The following is a 26598-nucleotide window of genomic DNA, read 5'->3' as shown; positions in this document are numbered from 1 at the left end:
AAGAGCTCAGAGGAATACCCCATGAAAACTGCCTTTACCCGCATCGCCCTGGCCACCGCCTGCATGGCCTTTGCCGGCCAACTGCTGGCTGCCGAACCCAAGCGCCCGGAATGCATCGCCCCGGCCAAGCCCGGCGGCGGCTTCGACCTGACCTGCAAGCTGGCGCAGAGCGGCCTGAAAGACAGCGGCCTGCTAAAAGCACCGATGCGCGTCACCTATATGCCCGGCGGTGTCGGCGCGGTGGCCTATAACGCGGTGATCGCCCAGCGTGCCGATGATCCGGGCACCATCACCGCATTTTCCAGCGGCTCCCTGCTCAACCTGGCGCAAGGCAAATTCGGCCGTTACGACGAAACCGGCGTGCGCTGGCTGGCTGCCGTAGGCACCGATTACGGCGCCATCACCGTACGTGCCGACTCGCCGTATCAGAGCCTGGACGACTTGGTGCAGGCCCTGAAAAAAGACCCAAGCAGCATCGTCTTCGGCGCTGGCGCCACCATCGGCGGCCAGGACTGGATGCAGACCGCGCTGATCGCCCGCTTGGCCGGAATCGACCCGAAAAACCTGCGCTACGTGGCCTTCGAAGGCGGCGGCGAAACCCTCACTGCCATGCTCGGCGGCCATGTTCAGGTCACCTCCAGCGGTCTTGGCGAAGTCACCCCGCAGCTGGCGGCGAAGAAAGTACGCATCCTCGCCGTGCTGTCCGATGAACGTCTGCCCGGCAAACTGGCCGACATCCCCACCGCCAAGGAACAGGGCTATGACATCACCTGGCCGGTGATCCGCGGCTTCTATATGGGCCCAGAGGTCAGCGACCAGCAGTACAACTGGTGGAAACAGCAGTTCGACAGCCTGCTTGCCCGTGAAGACTTCGCCACCTTGCGCGAGCAGCGCGACCTGCTGCCGTTGTCAGTGACGGGCGACGAGCTGAAAACCTTGGTCTTCAAGCAAGTTGAGGAATACAAGGCGCTGGCTGGCGAGTTCGGCCTGATGCAATAAGCGGCCACGCCGCAATTCGTAGGCTGGGTTGAGCATCGCGATACCCATCGCACAGCCCCCATTGATGGGTATCGCTGCGCTCAACCCATCCTACGGCTCCACGGTCTTTCCCTGACCCTCGATTAGGTAATCCGCCATGTACGTTCGCCTGTTCGCCGCGAGCTGGCTGCTGTTTTGCGCCGTTCTCGCCGTCATCGCCTGGGGCTTCCAGGCACCCTTCGCCTATGACCCGGTCGGGCCGCGCGCCTATCCGTTACTGCTGCTCATCCTGATGGCTGCTGGCAGCCTGTGGTTGGTTTTCAAGCCCGGCTTGCTCGAGCAGACGCTGAATACCCGCGCTGCCGTGCGCGCCGTGCTGTGCATATTGGCGCTGCTGGCTTACGCGCTGCTGTTCGAAGTGCTCGGTTTCGTCATCAGCACCACGCTGGCCACCTTCGCCCTTGGCCTGCTGTTTACCGGTCGCCCACTGCCCTGCGCCATCAGCGCCGTACTGATGGGTGTGCTGCTGTACGGCCTGTTTGATTACCTGCTGGATGTGCCGCTGCCCCTCGGCCTGTTCGAAGCCTTCGTGGAGAGCTGAAAATGGAAACCCTGAATTTCTTGATGCAAGGCTTCGAAGTCGCGACCCGACCGGAAAACCTGCTGGTAGCCTTGTTCGGTGCCTTTGTCGGCACCATCGTCGGCCTGCTCCCAGGCCTGGGCCCAATCAATGGCGTGGCGCTGCTGCTGCCACTGGCCTTCGCCCTCGGCCTGTCGCCGGAAACCGCACTGATCCTGCTCGCCGCCGTGTACCTGGGCTGTGAGTATGGTGGACGTATCTCGGCGATTCTGCTCAACGTACCCGGCGACGCCGCTGCGGTGATGACCACCCTCGACGGCTACCCACTCGCTCGCCAGGGCAAGGCCGGGATCGCCCTGTCGCTGTCGGCCGTCAGCTCGTTTATCGGCAGCATCATCGCTACCTGTGGCGTGGTGCTCTTCGCCCCGATCCTGGCGAAGTGGGCGGTGGCCTTCGGCCCGGCCGAATACTTCGTGCTGATGATTTTCGCCATCGCCTGCCTCGGCGGCATGGTCGGCGACAAGCCGGTGAAAACCCTGATGGCCGCGCTGATCGGCCTGGCGCTGGCCACCGTTGGCGTGGACTCGACCACGGGCGTGTATCGCTTCACCTTCGGCAGCGTCAGCCTGTCGGACGGCATCCAGTTCGTCATCGTGGTGATCGGCTTCTTCAGCGTCAGTGAAGTGCTGCTGATGCTGGAAAAAACCCACAACGGCCAAAAAGCGGTGAAGGCCAGCGGCCGTCTGCTGTTCAACTTCAAGGAATTCTGCTTCAGCTTCTGGACCATGGTGCGCAGCGCTGTAGCCGGCTTCGTTATCGGTGTGCTGCCGGGTGCCGGTGCGACCATCGCCAGCGCCATGACCTATATGACGGAAAAGCGCATGGCCGGCCCGAACGGTAAGTTCGGCGACGGCGACTTGCGTGGCCTGGCGGCGCCGGAAGCGGCCAACAACGCCTCGGCCTGCGGCTCGCTGATCCCCATGCTGACCCTCGGCGTACCGGGCTCGGGCACCACGGCAGTGATGATCGGCGCACTGACCCTATACAACATCACCCCTGGCCCACTGCTGTTCGAACAGCAACCGGATGTGGTCTGGGGCCTGATCGCCTCGCTGTTTATCGGCAACGTGATCCTGCTGGTGATGAACATTCCTCTGGTTGGCCTGTTCGCCCGCATGCTCAGCGTACCCAACTGGGTGCTGGTACCGGCGATCACCGTGATCAGCATGGTCGGCGTCTACGCGGTGCACAGCACCACCTTCGACCTGGTACTGATGATCGGCCTAGGCGTATTCGGCTACATCCTGCGCAAGCTGGATTTCCCGCTGTCGGCGCTGATCCTCGGCTTCGTCCTCGGCGAACTGATGGAAGACAACCTGCGCCGCGCCCTGTCGATCTCCGCCGGCGAGCTGAGCATCCTCTGGAGCAGCCCGATCAGCCTGACCCTGTGGGCACTGACTGCGTTGATGCTCGGCCTGCCAGGTATTCGCTGGTGGCGTTCGCGCCGTGCGGCGCAACTGGCCAATGCCTAAGTCGTCTGCGCTCACCGGCTGGCAAAGCTGGTGGGCCACTCCTCTGGTCGGCTTGTTAGGCGGCTATCTGGCCAGCCTGATCGGCTGGCCTTTGCCGTGGATCATCGGCTCGCTGCTGGCGGTGATCGCCGCCCGCTGCAGCGGCTGGCTGATCACGGAAATGCCGGGGGGGCGCAAAACCGGCCAATGGCTGGTGTCCAGCGCCATCGGCCTGCATTTCACCAGTGAAGTACTGAGCCAGCTGCTCAGTCACTTCGGCGTGATTCTGCTCGGCGCCCTGCTCACCCTGCTGCTCAGCCTGATCGGTATTGTCGTGCTGCGCCGCGCCGGCCTGGATCGCGCCACCGCGTTCTTCGCCAGCATGCCGGGTGGTGCCAGCGAGATGGTCAACCTGGCACAACGGCATAACGCCGAAACCGCCAAGGTGGCGGCCGCCCATAGCCTGCGTCTGCTGCTGGTGGTGCTGCTGGTTCCGGCGATTTTCACCTGGAGCCTGCCGCCCATCGCGCCGCCCGCACCCGCAGCGGTAAGTTGGCCCTGGTTGGCGGTGCTGCTACCGGCTGGCGCGCTGCTGGCTTGGCTATGGGGACGTTTGGGCCAACCCAACCCATGGATGCTTGGCCCGCTGACTGTCTGCGCCATAGCCAGTGTCAGCTTCGATCTGCACCTGGGCTTGCCCAATGGCCTCGGCCAGACCGGTCAATGGCTGATCGGCTGCGCCCTGGGATGTCACTTCGATCGCAATTTCTTTCGCAGTGCGCCGGGCTTTCTCGCACGCATTCTGCTGTTCTGCCTGCTCGCCGCCGCCGCGTTGGGCCAAGGCCTGGGCTGGCTGGCCGGGGAAAACCAGAGTGCACTGATGCTCGGCATGATGCCCGGCGGCATCACCGAACTGTGCCTGACCGCTGAAGCCCTGCACCTCTCGGTGGCGCTGGTCACGGCCTTGCAGGTGCTGCGGCTGTTTCTGGTGATGTTTCTCGCCGAACCGTTATTCAGGCTTTGGCAACGCAGCTGAAAGCACTTTAGCGACCACGTTTAGCCCGCCTTGTGCGGGCTCTTTTTTGCCTGCAAACCGGCAGTTTTTGTTTAACAGATATGTCTACGGCAACGCACACAGGCACGTCTGACGTACCCTCAGGCCTTCACCACCGAGGCATCCTCCATGAGCGTATTGCGTTGGCCTGCCGTGAAAACCCTGCTGCTGTTGCTCTGCCTGAGCCTGCTGATCAGCGCCTGCAGCCGTGCCGGCCTGGCCTATCGCAACTTGGACTGGCTGCTGCCCTGGCGCTTGAACGATTACCTGAACCTCGACAGCCAGCAACAGGCCTGGCTAAAACCCCGCTTACAGACACATCTGCAGTGGCACTGCAGCGCCGAGCTGCCGCGCTATATCGACTGGCTGCACACCACCGAAAGCATCCTCGCCAAGCCGCAGCCAGACAGTGCTCAGCTGCTTGAACAATTCGCCCAGTTCGATGCCGCGCTCAAACGCATCGGCATCGAGATCACCCCCACCGCTATCGAATTGCTGCAGGGCCTGAGCGAGCAGCAGGTTAGCGAGCTCTACACGGCGCTGGATGAAGACAACCTGGAAGATCGCCAGGACTTTCTCGACCCGCCCCTGACCACCCAGATCAGCGAACGCCAGACGCGCATGCAGGAACGCCTACGGCCCTGGCTCGGCCGCCTGAATAAGGTGCAGACAGAACATATTGCTGATTGGGCCAACAGCCTCGGTGAGCAGAACCGTCTGTGGCTGGAGAATAGGCAGCTGTGGCAAGCCGAACTGCGCAAAGTGGTCGCCGAACGCGATAGCACCGACTTCGCCGAGCGGCTGACGCCGCTGCTGCAACAACGCGAGCGCTTCTACAGCGACGAATACCGCGCCAGTTATGGCCGCACACGCCAGGCGTTGGCCACGCTGTTCAGCCAGCTGCTGAGCAGCAGCGATAAGGCGCAGCGCGAGCGCCTCAGTCACCGCCTGCGCGACCTGCGCAGGGTTCTGGCCGAGCAGCAGTGCAGCGTTTAAGCCGACTCGGGCAGGCGCCAGTCAATCGGACTTAGCCCATGCTGCTGGAGGAATTTGTTGGTGCGGCTGAAATGGCCGTTGCCGATAAAGCCACGGTGCGCCGACAGCGGCGAAGGGTGAACGGATTTCAGCACCAGGTGCTTGCTGACATCGATCAGTTTTTCCTTACTCTGTGCATGGGCGCCCCATAGCAAAAACACCAGACGCTCCTGCTGCTGACTGACCACCTCGATCACCTTGTCGGTAAACGTCTGCCAGCCGATCTTGGCGTGGGAGCCGGCAATGCCATGCTCCACGGTCAGCGAGGTGTTAAGCAGCAACACGCCCTGCTCCGCCCAATGCTGCAGGTTGCCGTGATCGGGAATGTCGATATTCAGGTCGCGCTTGAGCTCTTTATAGATGTTCACCAGCGACGGCGGCGTCTTCACCCCAGGCTGCACCGAGAAGCACAACCCATGAGCCTGCCCCGGCCCGTGGTAAGGATCCTGGCCAATCACCACCACCTTGGTCTGCGCCAGCGGCGTGGAGTTGAGCGCATTGAAGATCAGCGAGCCAGGCGGATAAATCTGCTTGCCGGCAGCTTTCTCGCTACGCAGGAAATCGCCCAGATCACGCATATAGGGCTTCTCGAATTCTGCATGCAACGCGGCCTTCCAGCCGGCTTCGAGTTTGACGTTATCGGCGGCGCTCATGCCTGAATCCTGCTTAAACCAACGAAGACGGCACGCTAAGGAAGGCACCCGAGCAAGTCAAGGCTGATGGCGCGTGGCCGCGTAGGTTGTGGTTGAGCGCAGCGAAGCCCAACAATGGAGTTGTGCGGAGTTGTGAAGAAAACGGGAGACAGACCACGATTAATACTCCCGAAAACCGTGGTCTGCCCCCTATTGTTTCTATCAGGCGAAGGATCCTAACACCGACGGCGACGAACAGGCAGCCGCCACCTTGTAAACTAGGGCCTGCAACGGCGTGTATTCGGGGCGTCCCGCGCAGACCTTCTGACGGCTCTGGACAATAAAAGAATCGCGATTTACTTCATACCATTGCGTTTGAGAATCGCGTCGAGTTCGCCATTGGCTTTGATGATCTCCAAACCCTTATCGAAGGCACTGATGATCGCTTCGTGGTTAGGGTTCTTCAGACCGGCGGTGACGTGCAAGAGATTACTGGCCAGCGGTGGCGAGACGAACTCGATTTCGCTCAGAAGCTCAGGCTTTTCCTTACTGATCAGGCTTCGCGCCACCAATTCATCTTCCAAGGTCAGGTCGATACGCCCGTTTACCAGCTTTTGCACGCTGGGCATCAGATTGGCCGCTTCTTCACGGTTGAAGTTGCTCGCTTTCTCGAATGCATCGCCATAACCATAACCACGCACGGTGCCGATGGTTTTGCCGCTCAGGCTATCCAAGTCGGTGAACTGGAAATCATCGCCTTTACGTTTAATCAGCTTCAGATCGTTGGCCGCATAGGGCTTACTGAAATGCAAAAAACCCTCGCGCTCGGCGGTTTTCCAGGTGCCGATGAGGATGTCGAACTCGCCTTCAGTCACGCCGTCTATGGCGCGTTGCCAGGGTACGAAGTTGAGTTCGACGGTATAGCCCTGAGTCGCGAAAGCAGCTTGAGCGATTTCAGTCGCCACGCCCTTGTGTGGATGGTTGGGGTCAAGGAAAGGCGGCCAAGGATCACCCACGGCTTTGAGAGTTTGCGCGTAAGCAAGAAAAGGCAAAAAAAACAGCGCAAGTACGTATAGCCATTTGTTCATTGGGCATACCTCATAAGTTTTGGCCACCAGGCTGGTGAGCCGCTTAGCACAGTTTAATAGTCCTGTTTGGGCAGTGCTGCTGCGGTGCCTAGCACTTATCAGTGCGCGGCATAACCGCTGTTTTTCCACCCACTTTGTTTGACCGCAATTCGCTCCTGTGAGACGTTTAAGGATGGTCTGAAGTAGCCATGTATTTCTGGCTGACTTCAGCCCCGCCGATTTTGAAAGCGGCAAATCGATCAAAAACGATCAGATTACCCATTCATTTCTGTGTTTTTAGCCGCCGCGAGTAGCTCGCGGCAGCCATTTCCCGCATTACAGGCGCACCTCTCCTGCATTGGTCAGTAAATGTCGGCGTGCCATCCACAGGTTCGACAGCGCGAACAGCGTCACCAGTTGCGCCGTGTTCTTGGCCAAGCCACGGAAGCGTGTCTTTACATAACTGAACTGACGCTTGATCACCCGGAACGGGTGCTCAACCTTGGCGCGCACCTGGGCCTTGGCCTTCTCGATCTTGCGTTTGGCTTTGTACAGCGGGCTGCTCTTACCCAGCTTCTTATAGGTGCTGCGGCGGGCAGCAACCTGCCAGATCACCTCGCGCCCATCATGTTCGGGGCGCTTTTCGACGCCGGTATAACCCGCATCGGCGCACACCACGTTTTCCTCGCCGTGCAGCAACTTGTCGACCTGAGTGACATCCGCCACGTTGGCCGCCGTGCCTACCACGCTGTGTACCAGCCCCGACTCGTCATCCACGCCAATGTGCGCCTTCATGCCGAAGTAGTATTGGTTGCCCTTCTTGGCCTGGTGCATCTCTGGGTCGCGTTTGCCGTCCTTGTTCTTGGTCGAACTCGGCGCATTGATCAGCGTGGCATCGACGATGGTGCCTTGGCGCAACGACAGGCCACGGTCGCCAAGATAGCCATTGATGACGGCCAGGATGCCGGCAGCCAACTCATGTTTCTCCAGCAGACGACGGAAGTTGAGGATGGTGGTTTCGTCGGGGATACGTTCCAGACTCAGCCCGGCGAACTGCCGCAGGATAGTGGTCTCGTACAGCGCTTCTTCCATCGCCGGGTCGCTGTAGCCGAACCAGTTCTGCATCAGGTGCACACGTAGCATCGCCATCAGCGGATAGGCCGGCCGACCGCCTTCACCCTTGGGGTAATACGGTTCGATCAGTGCGATCAAACCCTTCCACGGCACCACCCGATCCATCTCGATCAGGAACAACTCTTTGCGGGTCTGCTTGCGTTTGCCGGCGTACTCGGCATCGGCGAAGGTCATTTGCTTCATCGGAAAACTCGGCGGGTGGCGTCCGGGCATTTTGCCAAAATCAGGAAGTCTTATTCAGAGTTTCCTTAACTCATCCCGCGCCAGCCTGTTTGCGGGCAAACCGGTGAAATCGCGCAGGGCTTTTTTTCAAGCAATTTTCTGTTGTTCTGCGGTGGCTAATCCTGTGATGGACGCGACTTGTTCATGCGCGACGCACCTTGCGCCTGCATTTCAACTAACCTTAGGTCAGGAATTGGCAATCTGCACAAGGCGACTGGTCAGATGGGCAAAGGCTGCTAAAACTACTTATAAGTAAGCTATGTTGAATTAGCGGTTGCACCACAATGTGGCCAGTCGCACAAAGCTTCAGTACGTTGGCGTGTGCAGCTAAAAAACAATTACGCCCGTTTCGAGCGGCCCATCGTCAGGGCCCTTCAGCCTTCCCAGCCCAGCAGCGCCATCCTGTGCGCTCCGGGTCTAGGGGCCTGGCAAGGCAGATGGGCAAGCTCGCCCATGCCGCGTCAGCCAAGTTCGCACTGAGCAGGAAACCCATCCATGCGCCTGAACAGCCTGAAGTTCCGCATCGCCCTGTTCACCTCGCTATCGGTCAGCGTCTTGCTACTGCTGTTCGGTTGGTTCAATTACCACACCATCCAAGTCGAAAGTACCAAGGCCCAGGCCGACTCAGTCGCGCGCGTGATCGCTCGCCTGCAACTCTCGCTGCCGGGGCCGCTATGGAACTATGAGAGTGCGTTCATAGAAGCCTCACTCAAGTCCGAACTAGCCGACCCGGTACTGAAAGCCCTGCAGGTTAAGAACAAAGACAAGGTGCTCGCCGCATTCGAGCGCAACGCTACTGGAGAAGTCCAGCCCATAAGGGAACCACCAACGGAGTTCAGCAACTACCTCAGCGAAGACATCATCTACCAAAACGGTAATGACGAAAGCGTGGTGGCACAGTTGCATCTGTTTACTGACAACAGCGCCGCCAAAGCACAGCTCAGATCGCTACTGCTGCGCACCATCGTGGAAATTCTGGTGCTAGATCTGTGCATCATCGGCCTGCTCATGCTGTTGCTCCACAGCAACGTGCTTAAACCGCTACACCGCATGAACAGTGCAGTGTATGACCTTGCCCAGGGCGACGGCGATCTGACGCAACGCTTGCAAATCCGGCGTCAGGACGAAATGGGTGACCTTGCGCAGAACGTCAATCGTTTTATCGAGAAGCTCCAGGGCATGATCAATAGCATCAATCATCTTTCGATTGGTGTGCTCAAAACGGCCGAAGCCTGTGAATCGCTCGCATCAGAGAACGCCATAGGTGTCAACGATCAACAACATGAACTGGATCAGGTAGCGACCGCCATCACCGAGATGAGCAGCGCGGTGGAAGAAGTGGCCGGCAATGCGGTGAACACCTCCACCGCCACCGAAAAGGCTGGCAACTACGTCGACCAAGGTTACAGCGTGGCCGGGCATGCAAGCGAAGTGATTCTGCATCTGGTGCAAGAAGTCGAACAGGTCGCCACGCGCATTCAATCCCTGGCCGATGAAAGCGCCAGTATTGGTACTGTGATTGAGGTGATCAACAGCATCGCCGAGCAGACCAACCTATTGGCCCTCAATGCCGCCATCGAAGCCGCCCGCGCCGGCGAGCAGGGTCGCGGGTTTGCCGTGGTCGCAGATGAAGTGCGCACCTTGGCCGGTCGCACACGACAATCTACCGAGGAGATCCGCGCAATTATTCAGCGCCTGCAGCAGGCCACCCAGAATGTCGTCATTGGTATGCAGGCCAGTCGCTCGCAAGCCGGCATGGCGGGCCAGGAGGCCGCCTCCGTGCAGACCTCGATGAACGAGATACGCACCCAGGTTAATCAGATTCGCGAGATGAATCTGTATATTGCCCAAGCGGCCGAGGAGCAGCACACAGTAGCCGAGGAAGTCAGCAACAGGGTGAACCGAATCGCAACCCTAAATAGCGATAACGCGGAGCGAGTCACCTCCCTGAGCCAGGCAAGCACCACCCTGCATGGCCTTTCCGAACAGCTCAACCACTTGCTCAAACAGTTCCGCGTTTGATTGGCAGCGCAGCGCCCAAAACCTAAGGATGGTCTGAAAAAGACTTCCTGATTTTGGCAAAATATCCGCACTCCACCCGCCGAGTTTTCCGATGAAGCAGATGACCTTCGCCGACGCCGAGTACGCCGGCAAGCGCAAGCAGACCCGCAAAGAATTGTTCCTGATCGAGATGGATCGGGTAGTGCCATGGAAAGGGTTGATCGCTTTGATCGAGCCGCATTATCCAAAGGGTGAAGGCGGCCGACCGTCCTATCCGCTGATGGCGATGCTGCGAGTGCATCTGATGCAAAACTGGTTCGGTTACAGCGATCCGGCGATGGAAGAGGCGCTGTACGAGACCACCATCCTACGCCAGTTTGCCGGGCTGACTCTGGAGCGCATTCCTGACGAAACCACCATCCTCAACTTCCGCCGCTTGCTGGAAAAACACGAACTGGCTGCCGGCATCCTGGCCGTGATCAATGGCTACCTGGGTGACCGTGGTTTGTCGCTGCGCCAAGGCACCATCGTCGATGCCACGCTGATCAACGCGCCGAGTTCAACCAAGAACAAGAACGGTAAGCGTGACCCTGAGATGCACTCAACCAAGAAAGGCAATCAGTATTACTTCGGCATGAAGGCGCACATCGGGGTGGATGACGAGTCTGGCTTGGTGCACAGCGTGGTGGGTACTGCCGCCAACGTGGCGGATGTCACCCAGGTCGATAAGCTGCTGCACGGCGAGGAAAACATGGTGGGGGGCGATGCCGGATATACCGGTGTCGAGAAGCGCCCCGAGCATGAGGGCCGTCAAGTGATCTGGCAGGTTGCAGCACGGCGTAGCACTTACAAGAAACTCGGTAAGCGCAGCGCGCTGTACAAAGCCAAGCGCAAAATCGAGAAGGCCAAGGCCCAAGTGCGAGCCAAGGTCGAGCATCCGTTTCGGGTGATCAAGCGTCAGTTCGGTTATGTGAAGACGCGCTTCCGTGGCCTGGTCAAAAACACGGCGCAACTGGTGACTTTATTCGCGCTGTCAAATCTGTGGATGGCGCGCCGACATTTACTGACGAATGCAGGAGAGGTGCGCCCGTAATGCTGGAAATGGCTGCCGCGAGGTGCTCGCGGCGGCTAAAAACACAGAAATGAGCCGGTAATCTGATCGTTTTTGATCGATTTATCACTTTCGAAATCAGCAGAGGCTGACGTCAGCCAGAAATGCATGGCTACTTCAGAGGATCCCCAGGAGAAATAGAGTTTGAACTAAAAACGCCTCTTCATTCAGGCAGTGAAACGTTCCAAGCAGAAGCAGAGCTCGCCATAAGGGATTCAGATATAAAGTTGGCAACTGATCGTTTCAACGTATTAGCCCCTTTAAAAACCAAGCAGTTTCTCTCTAAGCAAGACGTAGAGCAATGTAGTTTAGCGCTTGGGCTTAGTGCCTCTCAGGTTCGAAGGCTTTTCGCGCAGCTAGACATGAAAAAAGGGCCGAAGAGCTTAATTCTAAAAAGACGCTTATTATTAGAACTGCCTATGGGGATTTTGATACTTTCAAAGACATTCCAATTCTTGCTGGCAGTAAAAACCACCAAGATCTAATTGAAATCTCATCTTGCAATAAATATATAAAAATCCTAGGCTCATTTGGCGTTTACATCCTTAATGTACAAGATCAATCAATAAGCATTTACAAAACCACTATTCGCGCAAGCGTGATCGAAACTCGGGATTTTGGTGAAGGCATCGAATGGAGCGAGGAGCAAGCTATTTATGGGAAGGGATGGTCTGAAGTAGCCATGTATTTCTGGCTGACTTCAGCCCCCGCCGATTTTGAAAGCGGCAAATCGATCAAAAACGATCAGATTACCCATTCATTTCTGTGTTTTTAGCCGCCGCGAGTAGCTCGCGGCAGCCATTTCCCGCATTACAGGCGCACCTCTCCTGCATTGGTCAGTAAATGTCGGCGTGCCATCCACAGGTTCGACAGCGCGAACAGCGTCACCAGTTGCGCCGTGTTCTTGGCCAAGCCACGGAAGCGTGTCTTTACATAACTGAACTGACGCTTGATCACCCGGAACGGGTGCTCAACCTTGGCGCGCACCTGGGCCTTGGCCTTCTCGATCTTGCGTTTGGCTTTGTACAGCGGGCTGCTCTTACCCAGCTTCTTATAGGTGCTGCGGCGGGCAGCAACCTGCCAGATCACCTCGCGCCCATCATGTTCGGGGCGCTTTTCGACACCGGTATAACGTAAGCGCTCCATAGACCCCACCTCCCTCTGGAGAGGTTTTGCGTTTTACAGTGGCGTCGTTGGTTGGCAGTTCCAAGGCAGCAGCGCTTCGTAGGCTTCAACGCTGTTGGCCAGCGGCAGGCGTTCGAGGACATGGCGCAACCAGGCGTAGGGCTCCTGGCCATTGGTCTTGGCGGTTTCCACCAGGCTGTAGAGTTGGGCGCTGGCGGTCGCGCCTTTCGGCGTGTCGCTGAACAGCCAGTTCTTGCGACCTATGACGAAGGGCCGGATCGCGCGCTCGGCAGCGTTGTTATCGATCGGCAGGTGGCCAGCCTCGATGTAGCGTTCGAGTCGGCTCCAGTTGCTCGCCAGGTAGTTCACTGCTTTGCCCAGGGCATTCTGCGCCGTGACCTGCGGCTGGGTTTTCTCCAGCCAGGTCTTGAGCTGATCGAGGAGCGGTAGGCTGTGCTGCTGGCGGCCCCGGTAGCGCTGTTCATCGCTGGCATCCTTAAGTTCGCGCTCGATGCCGTAGAGCTTGTTGATCATCCCCAACGCGATGTCGGCACGCCCGGTTTTGCCCTTCGGTTGCACCTTTTGCGCTTCGACGAACTTGCGCCGCGCATGCGCCCAGCAGGCCAGGCGTTCAACACCTTGTTGTGCGGCCACGGCGTTGTAGCCGGCGTAATCGTCGGTCAGGCGCAGCGGCACCTCCTGCGCGCGGCTGGTTGTGTAGTCGAAGAGGATCACCGGTTTGCCAGGCGGGCCACCGGTCTGCACCCACATCCAGGAGTGGCTGCTCGGATCGCGCCCAGGCTCCTTGAGCACCTGCACGCGGGTTTCATCGCAGTGGATCACCGGACTGTCCAGCAGCCTGTCGCGCATCAGGTTGAGCAACGGTTGTAGCAGTTCGCCGCACTGGATCACCCAGCGCGCCAGGGTCTGCCGGGGGATGTCGATGCCATGGCGACTGAGCATCTTTTCGAAGCGATACAGTGGGATGCCGTCGGCGTATTTGCTGGTCAGCAGCATCGCCAGCACGCTCGGGCTGGCCAGCCTTTTCTCGATCAGTTGGGCCGGTTTGTCAGCGGTGACCGGCGCGCTTTCGCAGGCCTTGCAGGCATAGGTCTTGCGAATGTGGCGGATCACCTGAACCTGCATCGGGATGATTTCCAGCTGCTCGCTGGTTTCTTCGCCGATGGCCTGCTTGCGGCAACCGCATTCGCAGGTCAGTTCGTGTTCGGGCAGTTCGTGGATGACCTCGACACGCGGTAGTTCGGCCGGTAACGGCTTGCGCTTGCCGCGGCGCTTGGTCGGCGCAACGACTTCTTCCTCGACCTCAGCGGCCGGAGCTTCAGCCGCCGCTTCGGCCAGGCTTTCCGCTTCGTTGAACATCTCTAGCTGCGGTGAATCCGGGTCGCTGCTCTGCTCGGATTTACGGCCGAACAGGCGCTGGATCAACAGCGCGTTTTGTTCGCGCAGGCGCTCGATCTGCCCATCCTTGTCCTTGGCCAATTCCTGCGCCGACGACAACACCTCAGCGAGCAATTGCTTGAGCGCGGCGGGGTCATCAGGAAGGGTTTCGGGCACAGAAATCATGCCGTGGATTATACCGGCTCAGGTGACGAACCTAGGGGTCAAAACCTGGTGCGGCCGGTTGCGCCACAGGTCGATACCGTCCAACAACCAGTTCAACTCCTGGGCCGTCAGCACGATCGCATCTTCGCCAGGTTCCGGATGCGACTTGAAGCGTTCAGCCTCCAATCGCTTGAGCCACAGGCAAAAGCCGTTGCGCTCCCAATACAAAATCTTCACCCGGCTGCGCGCGCGGTTGAGGAAGACGAACAGCACCGGGTCGAACACCGCCACCTTGATATCCAGCTCGACCAGGGCGGCCAGGCCATCGATGGATTTTCGGAAATCCACCGGCTTGGGGTATAGATAGACTTTTTCGACTTTGGCGTCGGGGCGCATCATGACGGCTGGCTCCAGAAAGAAATTGGAGCTCAGCATTGGCTGGCCTGCGGATCATTTGTAGATGAGGTTTATGGAGCGCTTACACTCATGCCACAGGCCAATCCAGCCTCAATCTGGTAACGTTGGGCCAGGGTCAGCTGCGGGTAATGCGTAGTCATCTGCGCTTGAATCTTTTGGTGTGAGAGCCTGGATTCTATCGGTGGCTGGCCCTCTGCCTATCGTTTCAAGCGTTGCACTTATTCTATGAATTCAGGGCTTATGAGCGTACCCGTAGCGTTGTACGCCCCGGGATTCTTACAGTAGCTGGCCAGGGATAAAACTCGTCCTGAGAGCGTAAGAAACCAAGCCTAGAGTCTTCTGCAGCACTATCCGTTAACTGAGGCTGTATTGTTAGCTAGTCGAGTAGAGGAGCAATCCAGGAGAGAACCTTCCATACTCACTGAAAAACACGGATCACTACATCCTGCGTTAGTTAGATTGCCAATAAATGAGCAGATCTTTTTTCAGATCACCTGGACTAACATAAAAGTCCAAAAAATTTAAAAGAAACAAAACAGTTGCTTAGCAGATAGGGGAGCACCCACCATCTCTACTAGACTTATAATCTGCGGATAGTGCAAATTAGCGACACGATCTAAAATCCGCCTCAACACAAAATAAAAGGCCCAGCTTTGAAAGCCAGGCCGTATTAGATATTTAACCTTTACAGAGCCTAAAGGGAAACCTGGCTTTAGCAGCCAGGTCTTCCAAGACTGACTGACACTACCGGAAGCTGTAATAATTTCGGCCAAGTTTCGCTGGACTGCAAACTATCAAACTTCGACTTCAGGCTGTTTTTCAGGCGCCGGGGCACCGGATTCAGCTTGTTTCTTAGGCATCATTTTCTCGCGGATCATACCTTCAATCTTGTCCATGGTGGCTTTGTTTTCCAACAGCCACTTCATGGTATTGGCCTTGCCTTGGCCGATCTTATTGCCTTCAAAGGCATACCAAGCACCTGATTTATCGATAAAATTATTTGCGACCGCCAAGTCTACAATTTCACCTACCTTACTAATACCTTGGCCGTAAATAATTTGGAACTCTGCTTGTTTAAAAGGTGCTGCAACTTTATTCTTTACAACTTTTACACGGGTTTCACTGCCGGCAACTTCGTCACCTTCCTTCACTGCACCGGTGCGACGGATATCCAGACGTACAGAGGCATAGAATTTCAGGGCGTTACCGCCAGTTGTAGTTTCAGGGCTCCCAAACATAACACCTATCTTCATACGAATTTGGTTAATGAAGATACACATAGTGTTCGAGTTTTTAAGGTTACCCGTAATCTTACGCATTGCCTGACTCATCATGCGCGCGGCCAACCCAACGTGCATATCCCCAATTTCACCTTCGATTTCAGCTTTGGGTGTAAGAGCTGCCACTGAGTCGACAACAATAAGATTAATAGCACCAGATCTAGTAAGGATATCCACGATCTCGAGCGCCTGCTCTCCGGTATCTGGCTGCGAGCACAGGAGATCATCAATATTAACGCCAAGCTTTGCTGCGTAGATTGGGTCAAGTGCATGCTCGGCATCGATAAATGCACATGTCAGCCCTTGACGTTGCGCTTCAGCAATAACTGAGAGTGTTAGAGTCGTCTTACCCGAAGACTCAGGCCCGTATATCTCTACAATACGACCGCGCGGCAAACCGCCTACGCCTAGAACGATGTCCAGACCAAGCGAGCCGGTCGATATGACATCGATATCCATAGTGCGATCTGAACCCAGTCGCATAATGGAACCCTTACCAAACTGCTTCTCAATCTGTGAGAGAGCCGCTTCTAACGCTTTGCTTTTTGCCTGATCCATTCTTATCGACCACTCGAATTAGTAATTAATCGAATCTTACTGATTTGCTTAGAGCGTGCCCCTACGAGAGGAAAGGATACCTCCTAAGTGAACCAAATCTATGCTGCAACACCGAATACTGCATCCTGCAGGCCGACGTGCATGTCGCCCATCTCGCCTTCAATCTCTGCTTTCGGCACCAGGGCAGCAACCGAGTCGACAATGATCACGTCGATGGCATTGGAGCGCACCAGCATGTCGGTAATTTCCAGGGCCTGCTCGCCGGTATCCGGCTGCGACACCAGCAGGTCATCGACGTTGACGCCGAGCTTGCCAGCGTAATCAGGGTCGAGGGCGTGTTCGGCATCGACGAAGGCGCAGGTGGCGCCCAGCTTCTGCGCTTCGGCAATTACCGACAGGGTCAGGGTGGTTTTACCGGAGGACTCAGGGCCGTAGATTTCAACGATACGGCCTTTCGGCAGACCGCCAATGCCCAGGGCGATGTCCAGCCCCAGCGAGCCGGTGGAGATGGCCGGGATCGCCTGGCGATCATGATCGCCCATACGCATCACCGCGCCCTTGCCGAATTGCTTTTCAATCTGGCCCAGAGCTGCCGCCAAGGCGCGCTTCTTATTCTCGTCCATTTAAGTCCTCACGTAATCAAGAAGGGCCAGCTAGCGGCCACCAACAACTGTATAAGTAGACAGTATTATTCCACAGGGCAAGTTGCCCGCCTACCCCGCGTTTGGATTTTCTTGCGCCAGCAGGCGCAACAGCCCAGCCAGCGCGGCCTCAACCGTTTGTCGGCGAACTTCGCTGCGATCCCCGGCAAACTGCCGGTGCACGCTAAATAGCCGCTCACCATCACCCCAGGCCAGCCAGACGGTGCCCACCGGTTTCTCCGCCGAGCCGCCATCCGGCCCCGCGACACCGCTGACTGCCACGGCATAACGCGCGCCACTATGGGCCTGCGCCCCGTGCACCATGGCCTCGACCACCTCCTGACTCACTGCGCCAACCGTGGCAAACAGCGCCTCGGGAACATTCAACTGTTTAGTCTTTTGCGCGTTGGAGTAAGTGACATAACCCGCTTCAAACCAGGCCGAGCTGCCGGGAATCCGGGTAATCGCCTCGGCAATGCCGCCGCCAGTACAGGATTCTGCGGTGGTCACCTGGGCCTTGGCGGCAATCAGTTGCCTGCCCAGCTCGGCAGCCAATTGGGTCAGGGCATATTCATTAGCAGTCATCTGCACTCCGGGGTTAAAGCCAGCCAGGCCGATACCGTACACTAGGCGCTTTTGCGATTCAGCCGGACAGTTAAAACGATGAGCCAAAGCGACCTCAGTTCTCACACGCCGATTGTGAGGTAGTAGCAGCGGCAAATAAGCGCAAGCCACGCACGGCAAGGGCTGGAGTGCTTTCAGCAGCAAGGGCACAAACAAGCATGCCGGCATAGAGTGGCATTGAGTAGCGTATGGTTTGCCCCAATTTTGCCCCATAAATTCCAGGCACAAAAAAGGCCCGGCGCCGTGGGTAACCCCACAACACCGGGCCTTGTTTATCTGGCGCCTATCAAACCTAAACCGCCCTCACCGTCCGCAGCTGATCCCACCTGGTGATATAGCTCAGGCTCATAATCTCGCGCTTCATTCCCAAGCCCGGCGCTATTGGCACCCGGCACGGCTGCAACGTGCCCCACAGCTGTAGGCGCTGCACCAACGTGAACACCCTGCTGGCCTAACCTGACACCTTGAACCGAAAAAGTCTAAACACCCTGCTGGTTAAATCGATACAGCTAACGCTCAAGCAATACAAAGCACGGCGGTTTCGCGCTAGCCGGATAGTGAAACTATTGAGGATGGCCTGAAAAAGACTTCCTGATTTTGGCAAAATATCCGCACTCCACCCGCCGAGTTTTCCGATGAAGCAGATGACCTTCGCCGACGCCGAGTACGCCGGCAAGCGCAAGCAGACCCGCAAAGAATTGTTCCTGATCGAGATGGATCGGGTAGTGCCATGGAAAGGGTTGATCGCTTTGATCGAGCCGCATTATCCAAAGGGTGAAGGCGGCCGACCGTCCTATCCGCTGATGGCGATGCTGCGAGTGCATCTGATGCAAAACTGGTTCGGTTACAGCGATCCGGCGATGGAAGAGGCGCTGTACGAGACCACCATCCTACGCCAGTTTGCCGGGCTGACTCTGGAGCGCATTCCTGACGAAACCACCATCCTCAACTTCCGCCGCTTGCTGGAAAAACACGAACTGGCTGCCGGCATCCTGGCCGTGATCAATGGCTACCTGGGTGACCGTGGTTTGTCGCTGCGCCAAGGCACCATCGTCGATGCCACGCTGATCAACGCGCCGAGTTCAACCAAGAACAAGAACGGTAAGCGTGACCCTGAGATGCACTCAACCAAGAAAGGCAATCAGTATTACTTCGGCATGAAGGCGCACATCGGGGTGGATGACGAGTCTGGCTTGGTGCACCGCGTGGTGGGTACTGCCGCCAACGTGGCGGATGTCACCCAGGTCGATAAGCTGCTGCACGGCGAGGAAAACATGGTGGGGGCCGATGCCGGATATACCGGTGTCGAGAAGCGCCCCGAGCATGAGGGCCGTCAAGTGATCTGGCAGGTTGCAGCACGGCGTAGCACTTACAAGAAACTCGGCGCGCGCAGCGCGCTGTACAAAGCCAAGCGCAAAATCGAGAAGGCCAAGGCCCAAGTGCGAGCCAAGGTCGAGCATCCGTTTCGGGTGATCAAGCGTCAGTTCGGTTATGTGAAGACGCGCTTCCGTGGCCTGGTCAAAAACACGGCGCAACTGGTGACTTTATTCGCGCTGTCAAATCTGTGGATGGCGCGCCGACATTTACTGACGAATGCAGGAGAGGTGCGCCCGTAATGCTGGAAATGGCTGCCGCGAGGTGCTCGCGGCGGCTAAAAACACAGAAATGAGCCGGTAATCTGATCGTTTTTGATCGATTTATCACTTTCGAAATCAGCAGAGGCTGACGTCAGCCAGAAATGCATGGCTACTTCAGAGGATCCTTTATTATCGCGAGCACTCGGTCAATAGTTTGTCATATCCGTAATTCCATAATGGAATAAGCCAAATTTATGACGACAATATTTTCGTCAGATTATCAGCCTTTAAATCAAAACATTGCTTCACTGTGTTTAACGATTTTACCGCGTCCACCTCGGAGCCCGTTTTATGAGCACTATCGTCGCCATCGTAAAAAGTCTTGTTGGCCAAGTATTTGCTGTTTCCCTCGACGGGCTGAAGCGGCAGATCTTCGAAGGTGAACGCCTGCTCATCGGCGAACAGGTCCTGACTGGCCTGGGTGGCGAAGTGACCCTGCAACTGGCTAATGGTGACCTGGTCAACGTTGCGCAGAACAGTAACTGGCAAGCAGCGCCCAGCGCGGCTCAAGCTGAGGACGATAAAGCCGAGCCGAGCCCCGGCCTCGAGCAAGCCCTGACCGCCGGCTTCGACCCCACTGTCGACCTCGAAGCCCCAGCGGCTGGTCCCGGTGCAGGCGGAGGCACTGGTGGCGCAGCGGGTGGCGGGCATAGCTTTGTACTGCTAGGGGAAACTGGCCAGCAGCTTGAGGCAACAATTGGTTTTGAAACGTCAAACATCGGCCTGGACGGCGCTGGCCAGAACGAGTTGTTCGGTGCGGATGGACAAACAGACCAAGCCACTACCGCAAACGCCAACTTGGACACCACCGCCCCTACTGCACCCAGCGTAAACCTGGCTAACGACAGCGGTACCAGTGCCAATGATCTCATCAGCAATGACGGCACGTTGATTATTGGCGGAGTCGAACCCGGTGCAGTGGTCGAATACAGTACCGATGGCGGAACGACTTGGAGCAATACATTCACACCAAGCGAAGGCAGCAACACCGTCTCGGTTCGCCAAACAGATACTGCTGGCAACACATCGCCCTCAACATCGCTGACCTTTACCCTCGATACCCAGGTCGCAGCGCCTACCCTCGCCCTCACTACTGACAGCGGCGTGCCAGGCGACCTGGTTAGCAACGATGGCACCTACAGCGTCAGTGGCACAGAGCCAGGCGCCACCGTCGAGTACAGCACCGACGGCATTACCTGGAGCACCACGGCGCCGGTCGCCGTAGAAGGCATCAACACCATTCAAGTGCGCCAGACCGACGTTGCCGGCAACACCTCAGCTCCGTCGGCGCTCACATTCACTTTGGATACCATTCCGCCGGTTATAACCGGCGACGCCCCAGATAATATTAGCGACGCAACCCCAACTATTAGTGGCACTACAGATGCCACTGACGGCAGCACTATCAGCCTTAGTATCACTCAAGGCTCAAACACCTATAACGTCACTACTACAGTTAACGGTGGCACGTATAGCGTTGACGCCCCGACGGCCCTGACTGACGGACCTTACAACGTCACTGCCAGCGTCACTGATCTTGCAGGCAATACAGGTAGCGCTACAGACGTTGGTACCATCGACACCAGCGCGCCGAGCGTGCCGGTGGTCAACACCCAGACCACCAGTGACACCACCCCGGTCATCACCGGCAGCGCCACCCTGGGCGCCGGCGAGACCCTGACCGTCACCGTCAACGGCGCGACCTACACCAATGTCCCTGTCGATGGCAGCGGCAACTGGAGCCTCGACACCGGTACCGCCACGCCGGCTTCCGGCACCCTGGGCAGCTTCGTCGATGGCCAGTCCTATGACGTCACCGATGCCGCCAGCAACACCACCACCGATATCACCAGCGGTGAAGTCACCATCGACACCAGCGGCCCAAGCGTTGTCATCAGCACCAACGACAGCAATCTGTCGGTCGGGGAGGCCACAACACTGACCTTTACGTTCAGCGAATCGGTCACTGGCTTTACAGCAGGTGACATCGTTCCTACAGGCGGCACGATCAGTAATCTCGTGCAGTCGACAGGTAACTCGGCCATCTGGACGGCGACTTTCACCTCAACAGGAGGCGGTTCGCCGAGCGTCAGCCTACCTGCAGGTAGCTATACCGATTTGGCCGGCAATGCAGGTGGTGCTGGCAGCCTGAACCTCAATAGTGACCCAATTGCCAGTAACGACAACTACCTGGTTTCCGGGCTGGTTGGTCAGTACTTTGGCTACAACGAAGGGACTAACGGCGCCAACCTGACCAGCCTCAGCCAGGTTGAAACCTTCATCAATGGCCGCGCACCTACTGCCACCTTCACAGCCACCAACCTGAACTACGGGCCGGTGAGCAATGACGTCTTGGGTAACGGCACCAGCCTGCAAACCTTCCTCAAAGCTGATGCTGGCAGCTTGTCAACTGATCCGGCAAATACCTCCGATGCCATCCTCAAACTCAACGGTATCGTTAACCTGGCCGCTGGTACTTATCAGTTCCGCGTAACTGCAGATGATGGTTACAGCATCCGCATCAACGGTCAGACGGTTGCCGAATACAACGGCAACCAAGGTGCGACCGCTCGAGAGTCTCTGACCTTTACCGTTCCACAGGGTGGGGCTCAGCAAATCGAAATCGTCTACTGGGATCAGGGTGGAGCGGCTCAACTGACTGTTGAACTTCGCCCGCAAGGCGGCTCCTACAGCGTATTGGGAGGCAGTGCGCTACAAAATGAAATCCCAGCCCTGGTCACCAACGAAGATCAGGCTCTTACCATCAGCCCAGCGACTCTGTTGGGTAATGATACGGATCCGGATGGCAACCCGATCAACATCATCAGTGTGCAAGGGGCGACGCATGGCAGCGTCGCGCTGATTGGCGGCAACGTGGTGTTTACCCCTGACGCCAACTACAACGGTGCGGCCACCTTTACTTACACCGTGAGTGATGGCCTGGGTGGCCTGTCCACTGCAACGGTGACAGTCGGCGTCAAAGCGGTCAACGATGCACCTGCGGCAGTTGCCGATAGCGCTACAACCAATGAAGACACGCCCGTTACCATCAATGTGCTGGCTAATGATACTGACGTCGATGGCGACAGCCTGATCGTTACAGGGGCTACAGCCAGTAACGGTACCGTGGTAGTCAATGCCGACAACACCCTGAGCTTTACTCCAACCGGCAACTTCAGCGGCACAGCGCTGATTCAGTACAGCGTCAGTGATGGCAAGGGTGGGACTTCGAGCTCCCAAGTTACCGTGACGGTCACACCGCAAGCGGATGACCCGCTGCTATCGCCAGTTGCGAATATTTTCGCACTCAATCCAGGCGCCACTGTTATCTCGACAGGCAGCACCGATACGGCGATCAACACTGTAGCGTTCGATGCAGGAAACGGTATCTCACAAGCTGACTTGGAAGCAGAGCTGGGTCTTACATCGGGGTTCCTGGATGGCCGTTTCAACCCAACGGGACCAAACGTCAACCACAACGGCAATGTCAATGTCAATGTCGTTGACGGTAAAGTCACGCACTCCGACTACGACATGGCAAATGGAACCACGGTTAAGTGGAACTTCGCCTTTACCAATGGTGAAAGCCTCACAAACGAAGTACAGAGTGGCTATAACGATTTGGTTGTAGTCATCGTTACAGGCCCAAATGCCAGTCGCGAAACCTTCCTAGTTGACTCTTCTGAATCCAAATTCCCTAGCCTCACCAGCAATGGCAGCTTCAGCTATACCGCGACGCAAAGTGGTAATTACAGTTTTAGTTGGTTGGTGCTAAACGGTGGTGACTCGTCCAAGGACTCATCGCTGTCCTTAGCGAAGGCCAGCTTCACCCAAAGTGGTAGCGCCACGCTATACGGTGCACCGATAGCGCTATCACTTGCGGCACAACTGGCTGATAAGGATGGCTCCGAAACTTTAGGCCTAGTGCTTTCTGGTCTTCCTGCAGGCGCACGCCTGAGCGCAGGTACAGATAATGGCAACGGCAGCTGGACGCTGACTGCCAGCGACCTGAACAACCTGCATCTGCTGCCGCCTGCTGGCTATACCGGTACGTTGAACCTGACGCTAACCGGCACTGCCACAGAAACAGCTAACAACCACACAACCAGCAGCTCGCAATCGTTCAGCATAACCGTTAGTGAAACCACTAATACGCTGACTAATGCGACCTCCGGCAACGACACACTCACCGGTACAACGGGCAATGACCTCATTCGTGGGTATAACGGTAATGACACCCTCAACGGTGGTGCCGGGAACGATCATCTTTACGGCGGGCTTGGCAACGATACCTTGAATGGCGATGCAGGGAATGACTTCCTCAATGGTGAATCCGGCAACGATATTCTCAATGGCGGTGCCGGAGACGACATTCTGCGCGGCGGTCTCGGTAACGACACGCTGACTGGCGGTACAGGTAAGGATTTGTTCCTCTGGCAACGCGGTGATCTGAACACTGCGGGTGGTCGGGATATTGTCCGGGACTTCAACGCCAGCGAAGGTGACCGTATTGATTTGCACGATCTGCTGCAAGGCGAGAATGACGGCAATATTCTCAATTACCTGCGCGTCGATACTGCAACTTCAACGCTGCAGATCAGTACTACAGGCCAATTCGGCGCTGGTGGTAGCCCCGATGTAACCATCAAGCTGGAGAACGGCAGCGGCGGTAATTTCAATATCAATCCTGGCAATCTCAGCCAGGCTGATCTGGTCAACTCTCTGATTGCCGGTGCCGACCCACTGATCAAAATCGACCATAACTGATGACCGCAACCCCGCTACCATAAGGAAGCGGGGTTGTTTATTCAGGGCGGCCAACAAGGCAAGGAACGGTCGATGTTGTATGTAAAGCGTGATGCCTGGGGCAATTTGCAGCAGGTTGAGGCAGCGCCTTTCGAAGGTATGGATGGTGAGCTCCTGGCGGATAGCCAGGAGGCTGAAGCCTGGTATGCCAACCAAACGGTAGAAAGCAGCCTGCTGCAGCTCAAGCAAAGTGACCTGGATATGATCCGGGTACTGGAAGACCTGATTACCGTACTGATCCGCAAGGGTGTGGTGCGTATTACTGATCTACCAGAAGCAGCGCAGGGCAAGCTGGTCGGCCGTAGCAAGGCACGAGACGCCTTGGGTGGTTTACATCGACTGATCAACGACGATGAGTCGGAGCTGATCTAACCCTGACTGGGCCAGCTATTCAGAGCTGTTGCCGCGTCGGTCTAAGAGCAGTTCGCGGACAAGCCCGCTCCTAGAAGGCTGATAGCGCTAGCGCCAAGGTCCCGGCTCACCAAATAGACGCCCCTGTACGCCGTTGATAGCCATGGCGCGCAGTACCTGCCACTCCCCTTCGGTTTCAACTCGTTCGGCAATCAGTGGCAGATCTATGCTGTTAGCTGCACGCTGCATGGCTTCGATAAACAGGCGCTTGTCATTTTCCTGGTCGATATCGCGGATAAAGCTGCCATCGACTTTGAGGTAACCGAGGCCAAGCTTGGCCAGGTTGCCGATCATGCTGAAGCGCCCACCAAAGTGCTGCAAACCGAGGCCAAAACCCAGGCTGTGCAGACGCTGGGTCAGGCTTTCCAACGCGGCCTGATCAGGCAACTGGTCTTCATCCAGCTCCAGGGTCAGGCGCGGCCCCAGTTGCCGGTATTGCTGCAACAGGGCATACAACTCCGCCAGAGCCTGCGGTTCACGCAGGGTACTGCCAGACAGGCTCAGCGCAACGGCAGCCTGATGACTTTGCAGTTGCGTCAACACCAGACCGAGCATGGCCCGATCCAGTCTCGCCGCCCAACCGAAACGCTCCACCCAGGGCAGAAAACGCCCGGCGGGAATCACCCCACCCTGCTCATCAATTACCCGCGCCAACACTTTGTGGTGCAGCACCCGCGCGGGCTCGTCGGCAGCCACCACCGGCTGGAAGAACAATTGAATGCGGCCATGCTTCAGCGCCTGATCCAGCAGGTTGTACCAACTTTGCCTCTCGTCCACGACCAGCGCTTGCTCGGCCAATTCATTGAACGCCCAACTCGGCTGCACCTGACAGGCAGCAAGAGCCAAAGCCGCATCCAACGCTCGGTACAGCTCATCTTCGGCCGCGCCTGGGGCAAAGCTGGTCAAACCGATGTGGGCCACAGGCAAACAGTCGCTGGCACCGGTCTGCTGCAGGCTGTGCAGGGTCTGCTCAAGCTGCTCGGCCAGTTGTTGGACTTCACTACGGGCAAGACCCGGCGCCAGTAGAGCGAACTCACCACCACGGTTACGCGCTAGTGGCCTGTCTGGTTAATCCAATAACTCATTCCGAATTACAGCCAGCTTTGCTCGATGCACGGAGCTGATAATCGACTCAGCCGTTTTGCTCCAGCGGAACGGCTTAGCCGAATGTTCGTTATGAGCCTCAATGAAGCGACGTATCGCCGCTCTCAGGTCAGCCACGCTGCTGAAGGCATCACGATAAAGCGCCCGTCTTTCCAGTTGCGCAAACCAGCCCTCCACGGCGTTCAGCCACGAGGCGCTGGTCGGTGTGAAGTGCAGCTTGAAACGGGGATGCTTCTCCAGCCATTCCCTGACGGCAGCGGTCTTGTGAGTCGAGCTGTTGTCCAGAATTACATGCAGGTCCAGCTCGGCGGGGGTGCTGCGGTCGATCTGTCGAAGGAACTCCAAAAACTCCTTGGCCCTGTGCCGCTGGGTGATACGGCCGATGACCTTACCCGTCAGGATGTCAAAGGCTGCGTACAGACTGGCCGTACCGTGGCGCTTATAGTCATGCGTCCGCCGCTCAATCTGCCCGGGCTTGAGCGGCAGCATGGGCTGTGTGCGGTCCAGCGCCTGGATCTGTGTTTTTTCGTCAACAGATAGCACCAGGGCGTTGTCGGGCGGATTCAAATAGAGCCCGACGACATCGACCACTTTGTCTGCAAAGTGCGGGTCGTTACTGATCTTGAAGGTTTTCAACCGGTGCGGCTTGAGGTCGGCAGCAGCCCACACCTGTGCGACCTGCCAGATGCTGACCCCAGCGTACTTGGCCATCAACCGTAGGCTCCAGTGGGTAGCTTCGCGCGGGACTCGCTGGGTCGTCAGCGTCAGGATTTCCTTGATCTTCGCTTCGTTGAGCTTGCGAGGCGCTCCACTGCGCCGCAGGTCACTCAGCCCCTCCAGACCGGTCTCCTGGTAGCGTTTACGCCATTTGAAGACCACTGGCGCAGAGACTTGCAGCTGCTCGCTGATCTCCTTGGGCGTGAGACCGTTGGCCAGCAGCAACAGAATTCTGGCCCGCTGGCCGATGCTCTGAGGCAGCGATCCCATGCGTAACCAGCCTTGCAGCATGTCGGCATCACTGGGACTCAAGAAGAATGGGGCTGCTGGCCGGGCCATATGGGAGCTCAATTCATGACGATAGAGCGCGCAGTATACTGGCTCGGCATT

19 protein-coding genes and 4 pseudogenes are annotated in these 26598 nt (G+C 57.3%); 12 read left to right on the top strand and 11 right to left on the bottom strand.

Translation table 11 applies throughout. The features are described 5' to 3' along the window. The first annotated feature begins 21 nt into the window (after positions 1-21). From BLW24_RS15625 to BLW24_RS15605, 5 genes are all read left to right on the top strand, one after another. Positions 22-999, top strand: a complete 978-nt coding sequence (locus tag BLW24_RS15625; RefSeq protein ID WP_090383594.1) for a Bug family tripartite tricarboxylate transporter substrate binding protein — start codon at positions 22-24, stop codon at positions 997-999. A 136-nt stretch (positions 1000-1135) separates the two neighbouring features. After that, positions 1136-1579, top strand: a complete 444-nt coding sequence (locus tag BLW24_RS15620) for a tripartite tricarboxylate transporter TctB family protein (RefSeq protein WP_090383591.1) — start codon at positions 1136-1138, stop codon at positions 1577-1579. A 2-nt stretch (positions 1580-1581) separates the two neighbouring features. Next, on the top strand, positions 1582-3090 hold the full coding sequence (locus BLW24_RS15615; protein ID WP_090383588.1) for a tripartite tricarboxylate transporter permease: 1509 nt from the start codon (positions 1582-1584) through the stop codon (positions 3088-3090). Next, positions 3083-4105: an AbrB family transcriptional regulator gene (locus BLW24_RS15610; protein WP_090383585.1), complete on the top strand. Its 1023-nt coding sequence runs from the start codon at positions 3083-3085 to the stop codon at positions 4103-4105. Before BLW24_RS15615 ends, BLW24_RS15610 begins: the two co-directional genes overlap by 8 nt. A gap of 147 nt (positions 4106-4252) precedes the next feature. Continuing rightward, the gene (locus BLW24_RS15605; RefSeq protein WP_090383579.1) at positions 4253-5119 is read left to right on the top strand and encodes a DUF6279 family lipoprotein; all 867 of its coding nucleotides are present in this window, start codon (positions 4253-4255) and stop codon (positions 5117-5119) included. Here the strand turns inward: BLW24_RS15605 and ung are convergent. The 3 genes from ung to BLW24_RS15590 form a co-directional block, all read right to left on the bottom strand. Next, a complete protein-coding gene (gene ung, locus BLW24_RS15600) occupies positions 5116-5811 on the bottom strand; it encodes a uracil-DNA glycosylase (RefSeq protein ID WP_090383574.1) in 696 nt (231 codons plus the stop codon). The genes BLW24_RS15605 and ung overlap by 4 nt on opposite strands. 335 nt (positions 5812-6146) lie before the next feature. Continuing rightward, positions 6147-7121, bottom strand: a complete 975-nt coding sequence (locus BLW24_RS15595; protein ID WP_208600183.1) for a substrate-binding periplasmic protein — start codon at positions 7119-7121, stop codon at positions 6147-6149. Positions 7122-7193: 72 nt separating this feature from the next. Further along, positions 7194-8174 carry an IS5 family transposase gene (locus tag BLW24_RS15590; RefSeq protein ID WP_090375425.1) on the bottom strand — a complete coding sequence of 327 codons (981 nt, stop codon included), beginning with the start codon at positions 8172-8174 and terminating at the stop codon, positions 7194-7196. Positions 8175-8708: 534 nt separating this feature from the next. Between BLW24_RS15590 and BLW24_RS27215 the strand changes: the two are divergent. The 4 genes and pseudogenes from BLW24_RS27215 to BLW24_RS15575 all read left to right on the top strand — a co-directional run. Then, positions 8709-9377: pseudogene (locus BLW24_RS27215) on the top strand (HAMP domain-containing protein); the annotation flags it as partial. A gap of 15 nt (positions 9378-9392) precedes the next feature. Continuing rightward, a complete protein-coding gene (locus BLW24_RS27210; protein WP_420875037.1) occupies positions 9393-10235 on the top strand; it encodes a methyl-accepting chemotaxis protein in 843 nt (280 codons plus the stop codon). A 91-nt stretch (positions 10236-10326) separates the two neighbouring features. Continuing rightward, positions 10327-11307 carry an IS5 family transposase gene (locus tag BLW24_RS15580; RefSeq protein WP_090375275.1) on the top strand — a complete coding sequence of 327 codons (981 nt, stop codon included), beginning with the start codon at positions 10327-10329 and terminating at the stop codon, positions 11305-11307. Positions 11308-11429: 122 nt separating this feature from the next. Further along, positions 11430-11810 (top strand): hypothetical protein, encoded by a 381-nt coding sequence (locus BLW24_RS15575; RefSeq protein WP_090383550.1) that lies wholly within the window; start codon positions 11430-11432, stop codon positions 11808-11810. Between the two features lie 325 nt (positions 11811-12135). Here the strand turns inward: BLW24_RS15575 and BLW24_RS15570 are convergent. From BLW24_RS15570 to BLW24_RS15540, 6 genes and pseudogenes are all read right to left on the bottom strand, one after another. Next, positions 12136-12456: pseudogene (locus tag BLW24_RS15570) on the bottom strand (transposase); the annotation flags it as partial. Positions 12457-12504: 48 nt separating this feature from the next. After that, a complete protein-coding gene (tnpC, locus tag BLW24_RS15565; protein WP_090383546.1) occupies positions 12505-14034 on the bottom strand; it encodes an IS66 family transposase in 1530 nt (509 codons plus the stop codon). A gap of 18 nt (positions 14035-14052) precedes the next feature. Further along, the gene (tnpB, locus tag BLW24_RS15560) at positions 14053-14448 is read right to left on the bottom strand and encodes an IS66 family insertion sequence element accessory protein TnpB (protein WP_244161054.1); all 396 of its coding nucleotides are present in this window, start codon (positions 14446-14448) and stop codon (positions 14053-14055) included. 776 nt (positions 14449-15224) lie between these two features. Next, positions 15225-16268 carry a recombinase RecA gene (gene recA, locus BLW24_RS15550; protein ID WP_090383543.1) on the bottom strand — a complete coding sequence of 348 codons (1044 nt, stop codon included), beginning with the start codon at positions 16266-16268 and terminating at the stop codon, positions 15225-15227. 125 nt (positions 16269-16393) lie between these two features. Continuing rightward, positions 16394-16891 (bottom strand): annotated as a pseudogene (locus BLW24_RS15545) (ATPase domain-containing protein); the annotation flags it as partial. A 90-nt stretch (positions 16892-16981) separates the two neighbouring features. Next, a complete protein-coding gene (locus tag BLW24_RS15540) occupies positions 16982-17494 on the bottom strand; it encodes a CinA family protein (RefSeq protein WP_090387760.1) in 513 nt (170 codons plus the stop codon). A gap of 674 nt (positions 17495-18168) precedes the next feature. Here BLW24_RS15540 and BLW24_RS15535 point away from each other — a divergent pair. From BLW24_RS15535 to BLW24_RS15525, 3 genes are all read left to right on the top strand, one after another. After that, complete coding sequence (locus BLW24_RS15535; protein WP_090383541.1) at positions 18169-19149, top strand: IS5 family transposase; 981 nt, start codon at positions 18169-18171, stop codon at positions 19147-19149. Positions 19150-19461: 312 nt separating this feature from the next. Then, positions 19462-23937, top strand: a complete 4476-nt coding sequence (locus BLW24_RS15530; protein ID WP_090383538.1) for a beta strand repeat-containing protein — start codon at positions 19462-19464, stop codon at positions 23935-23937. Positions 23938-24009: 72 nt separating this feature from the next. Further along, on the top strand, positions 24010-24348 hold the full coding sequence (locus tag BLW24_RS15525) for a tryptophan synthase subunit beta (RefSeq protein WP_090387759.1): 339 nt from the start codon (positions 24010-24012) through the stop codon (positions 24346-24348). Positions 24349-24435: 87 nt separating this feature from the next. On the opposite strand, the pseudogene BLW24_RS15520 reads toward BLW24_RS15525, so the two are convergent. Together BLW24_RS15520 and BLW24_RS15515 are read right to left on the bottom strand one after the other, a co-directional pair. Continuing rightward, positions 24436-25443: pseudogene (locus BLW24_RS15520) on the bottom strand (GGDEF domain-containing phosphodiesterase); the annotation flags it as partial. 12 nt (positions 25444-25455) lie between these two features. Then, entirely contained in the window at positions 25456-26547 is a 1092-nt protein-coding gene (locus BLW24_RS15515) for an IS630 family transposase (RefSeq protein ID WP_090375546.1), read from the bottom strand. Between the last annotated feature and the right edge of the window lie 51 nt (positions 26548-26598).

This window comes from Pseudomonas anguilliseptica, from assembly GCF_900105355.1.
In the GTDB taxonomy this organism is placed as follows: domain Bacteria; phylum Pseudomonadota; class Gammaproteobacteria; order Pseudomonadales; family Pseudomonadaceae; genus Aquipseudomonas; species Aquipseudomonas anguilliseptica.
The sequence above is the reverse complement of the archived record's forward strand: the minus strand, read 5'-3'. Positions and strand labels throughout refer to the sequence as shown.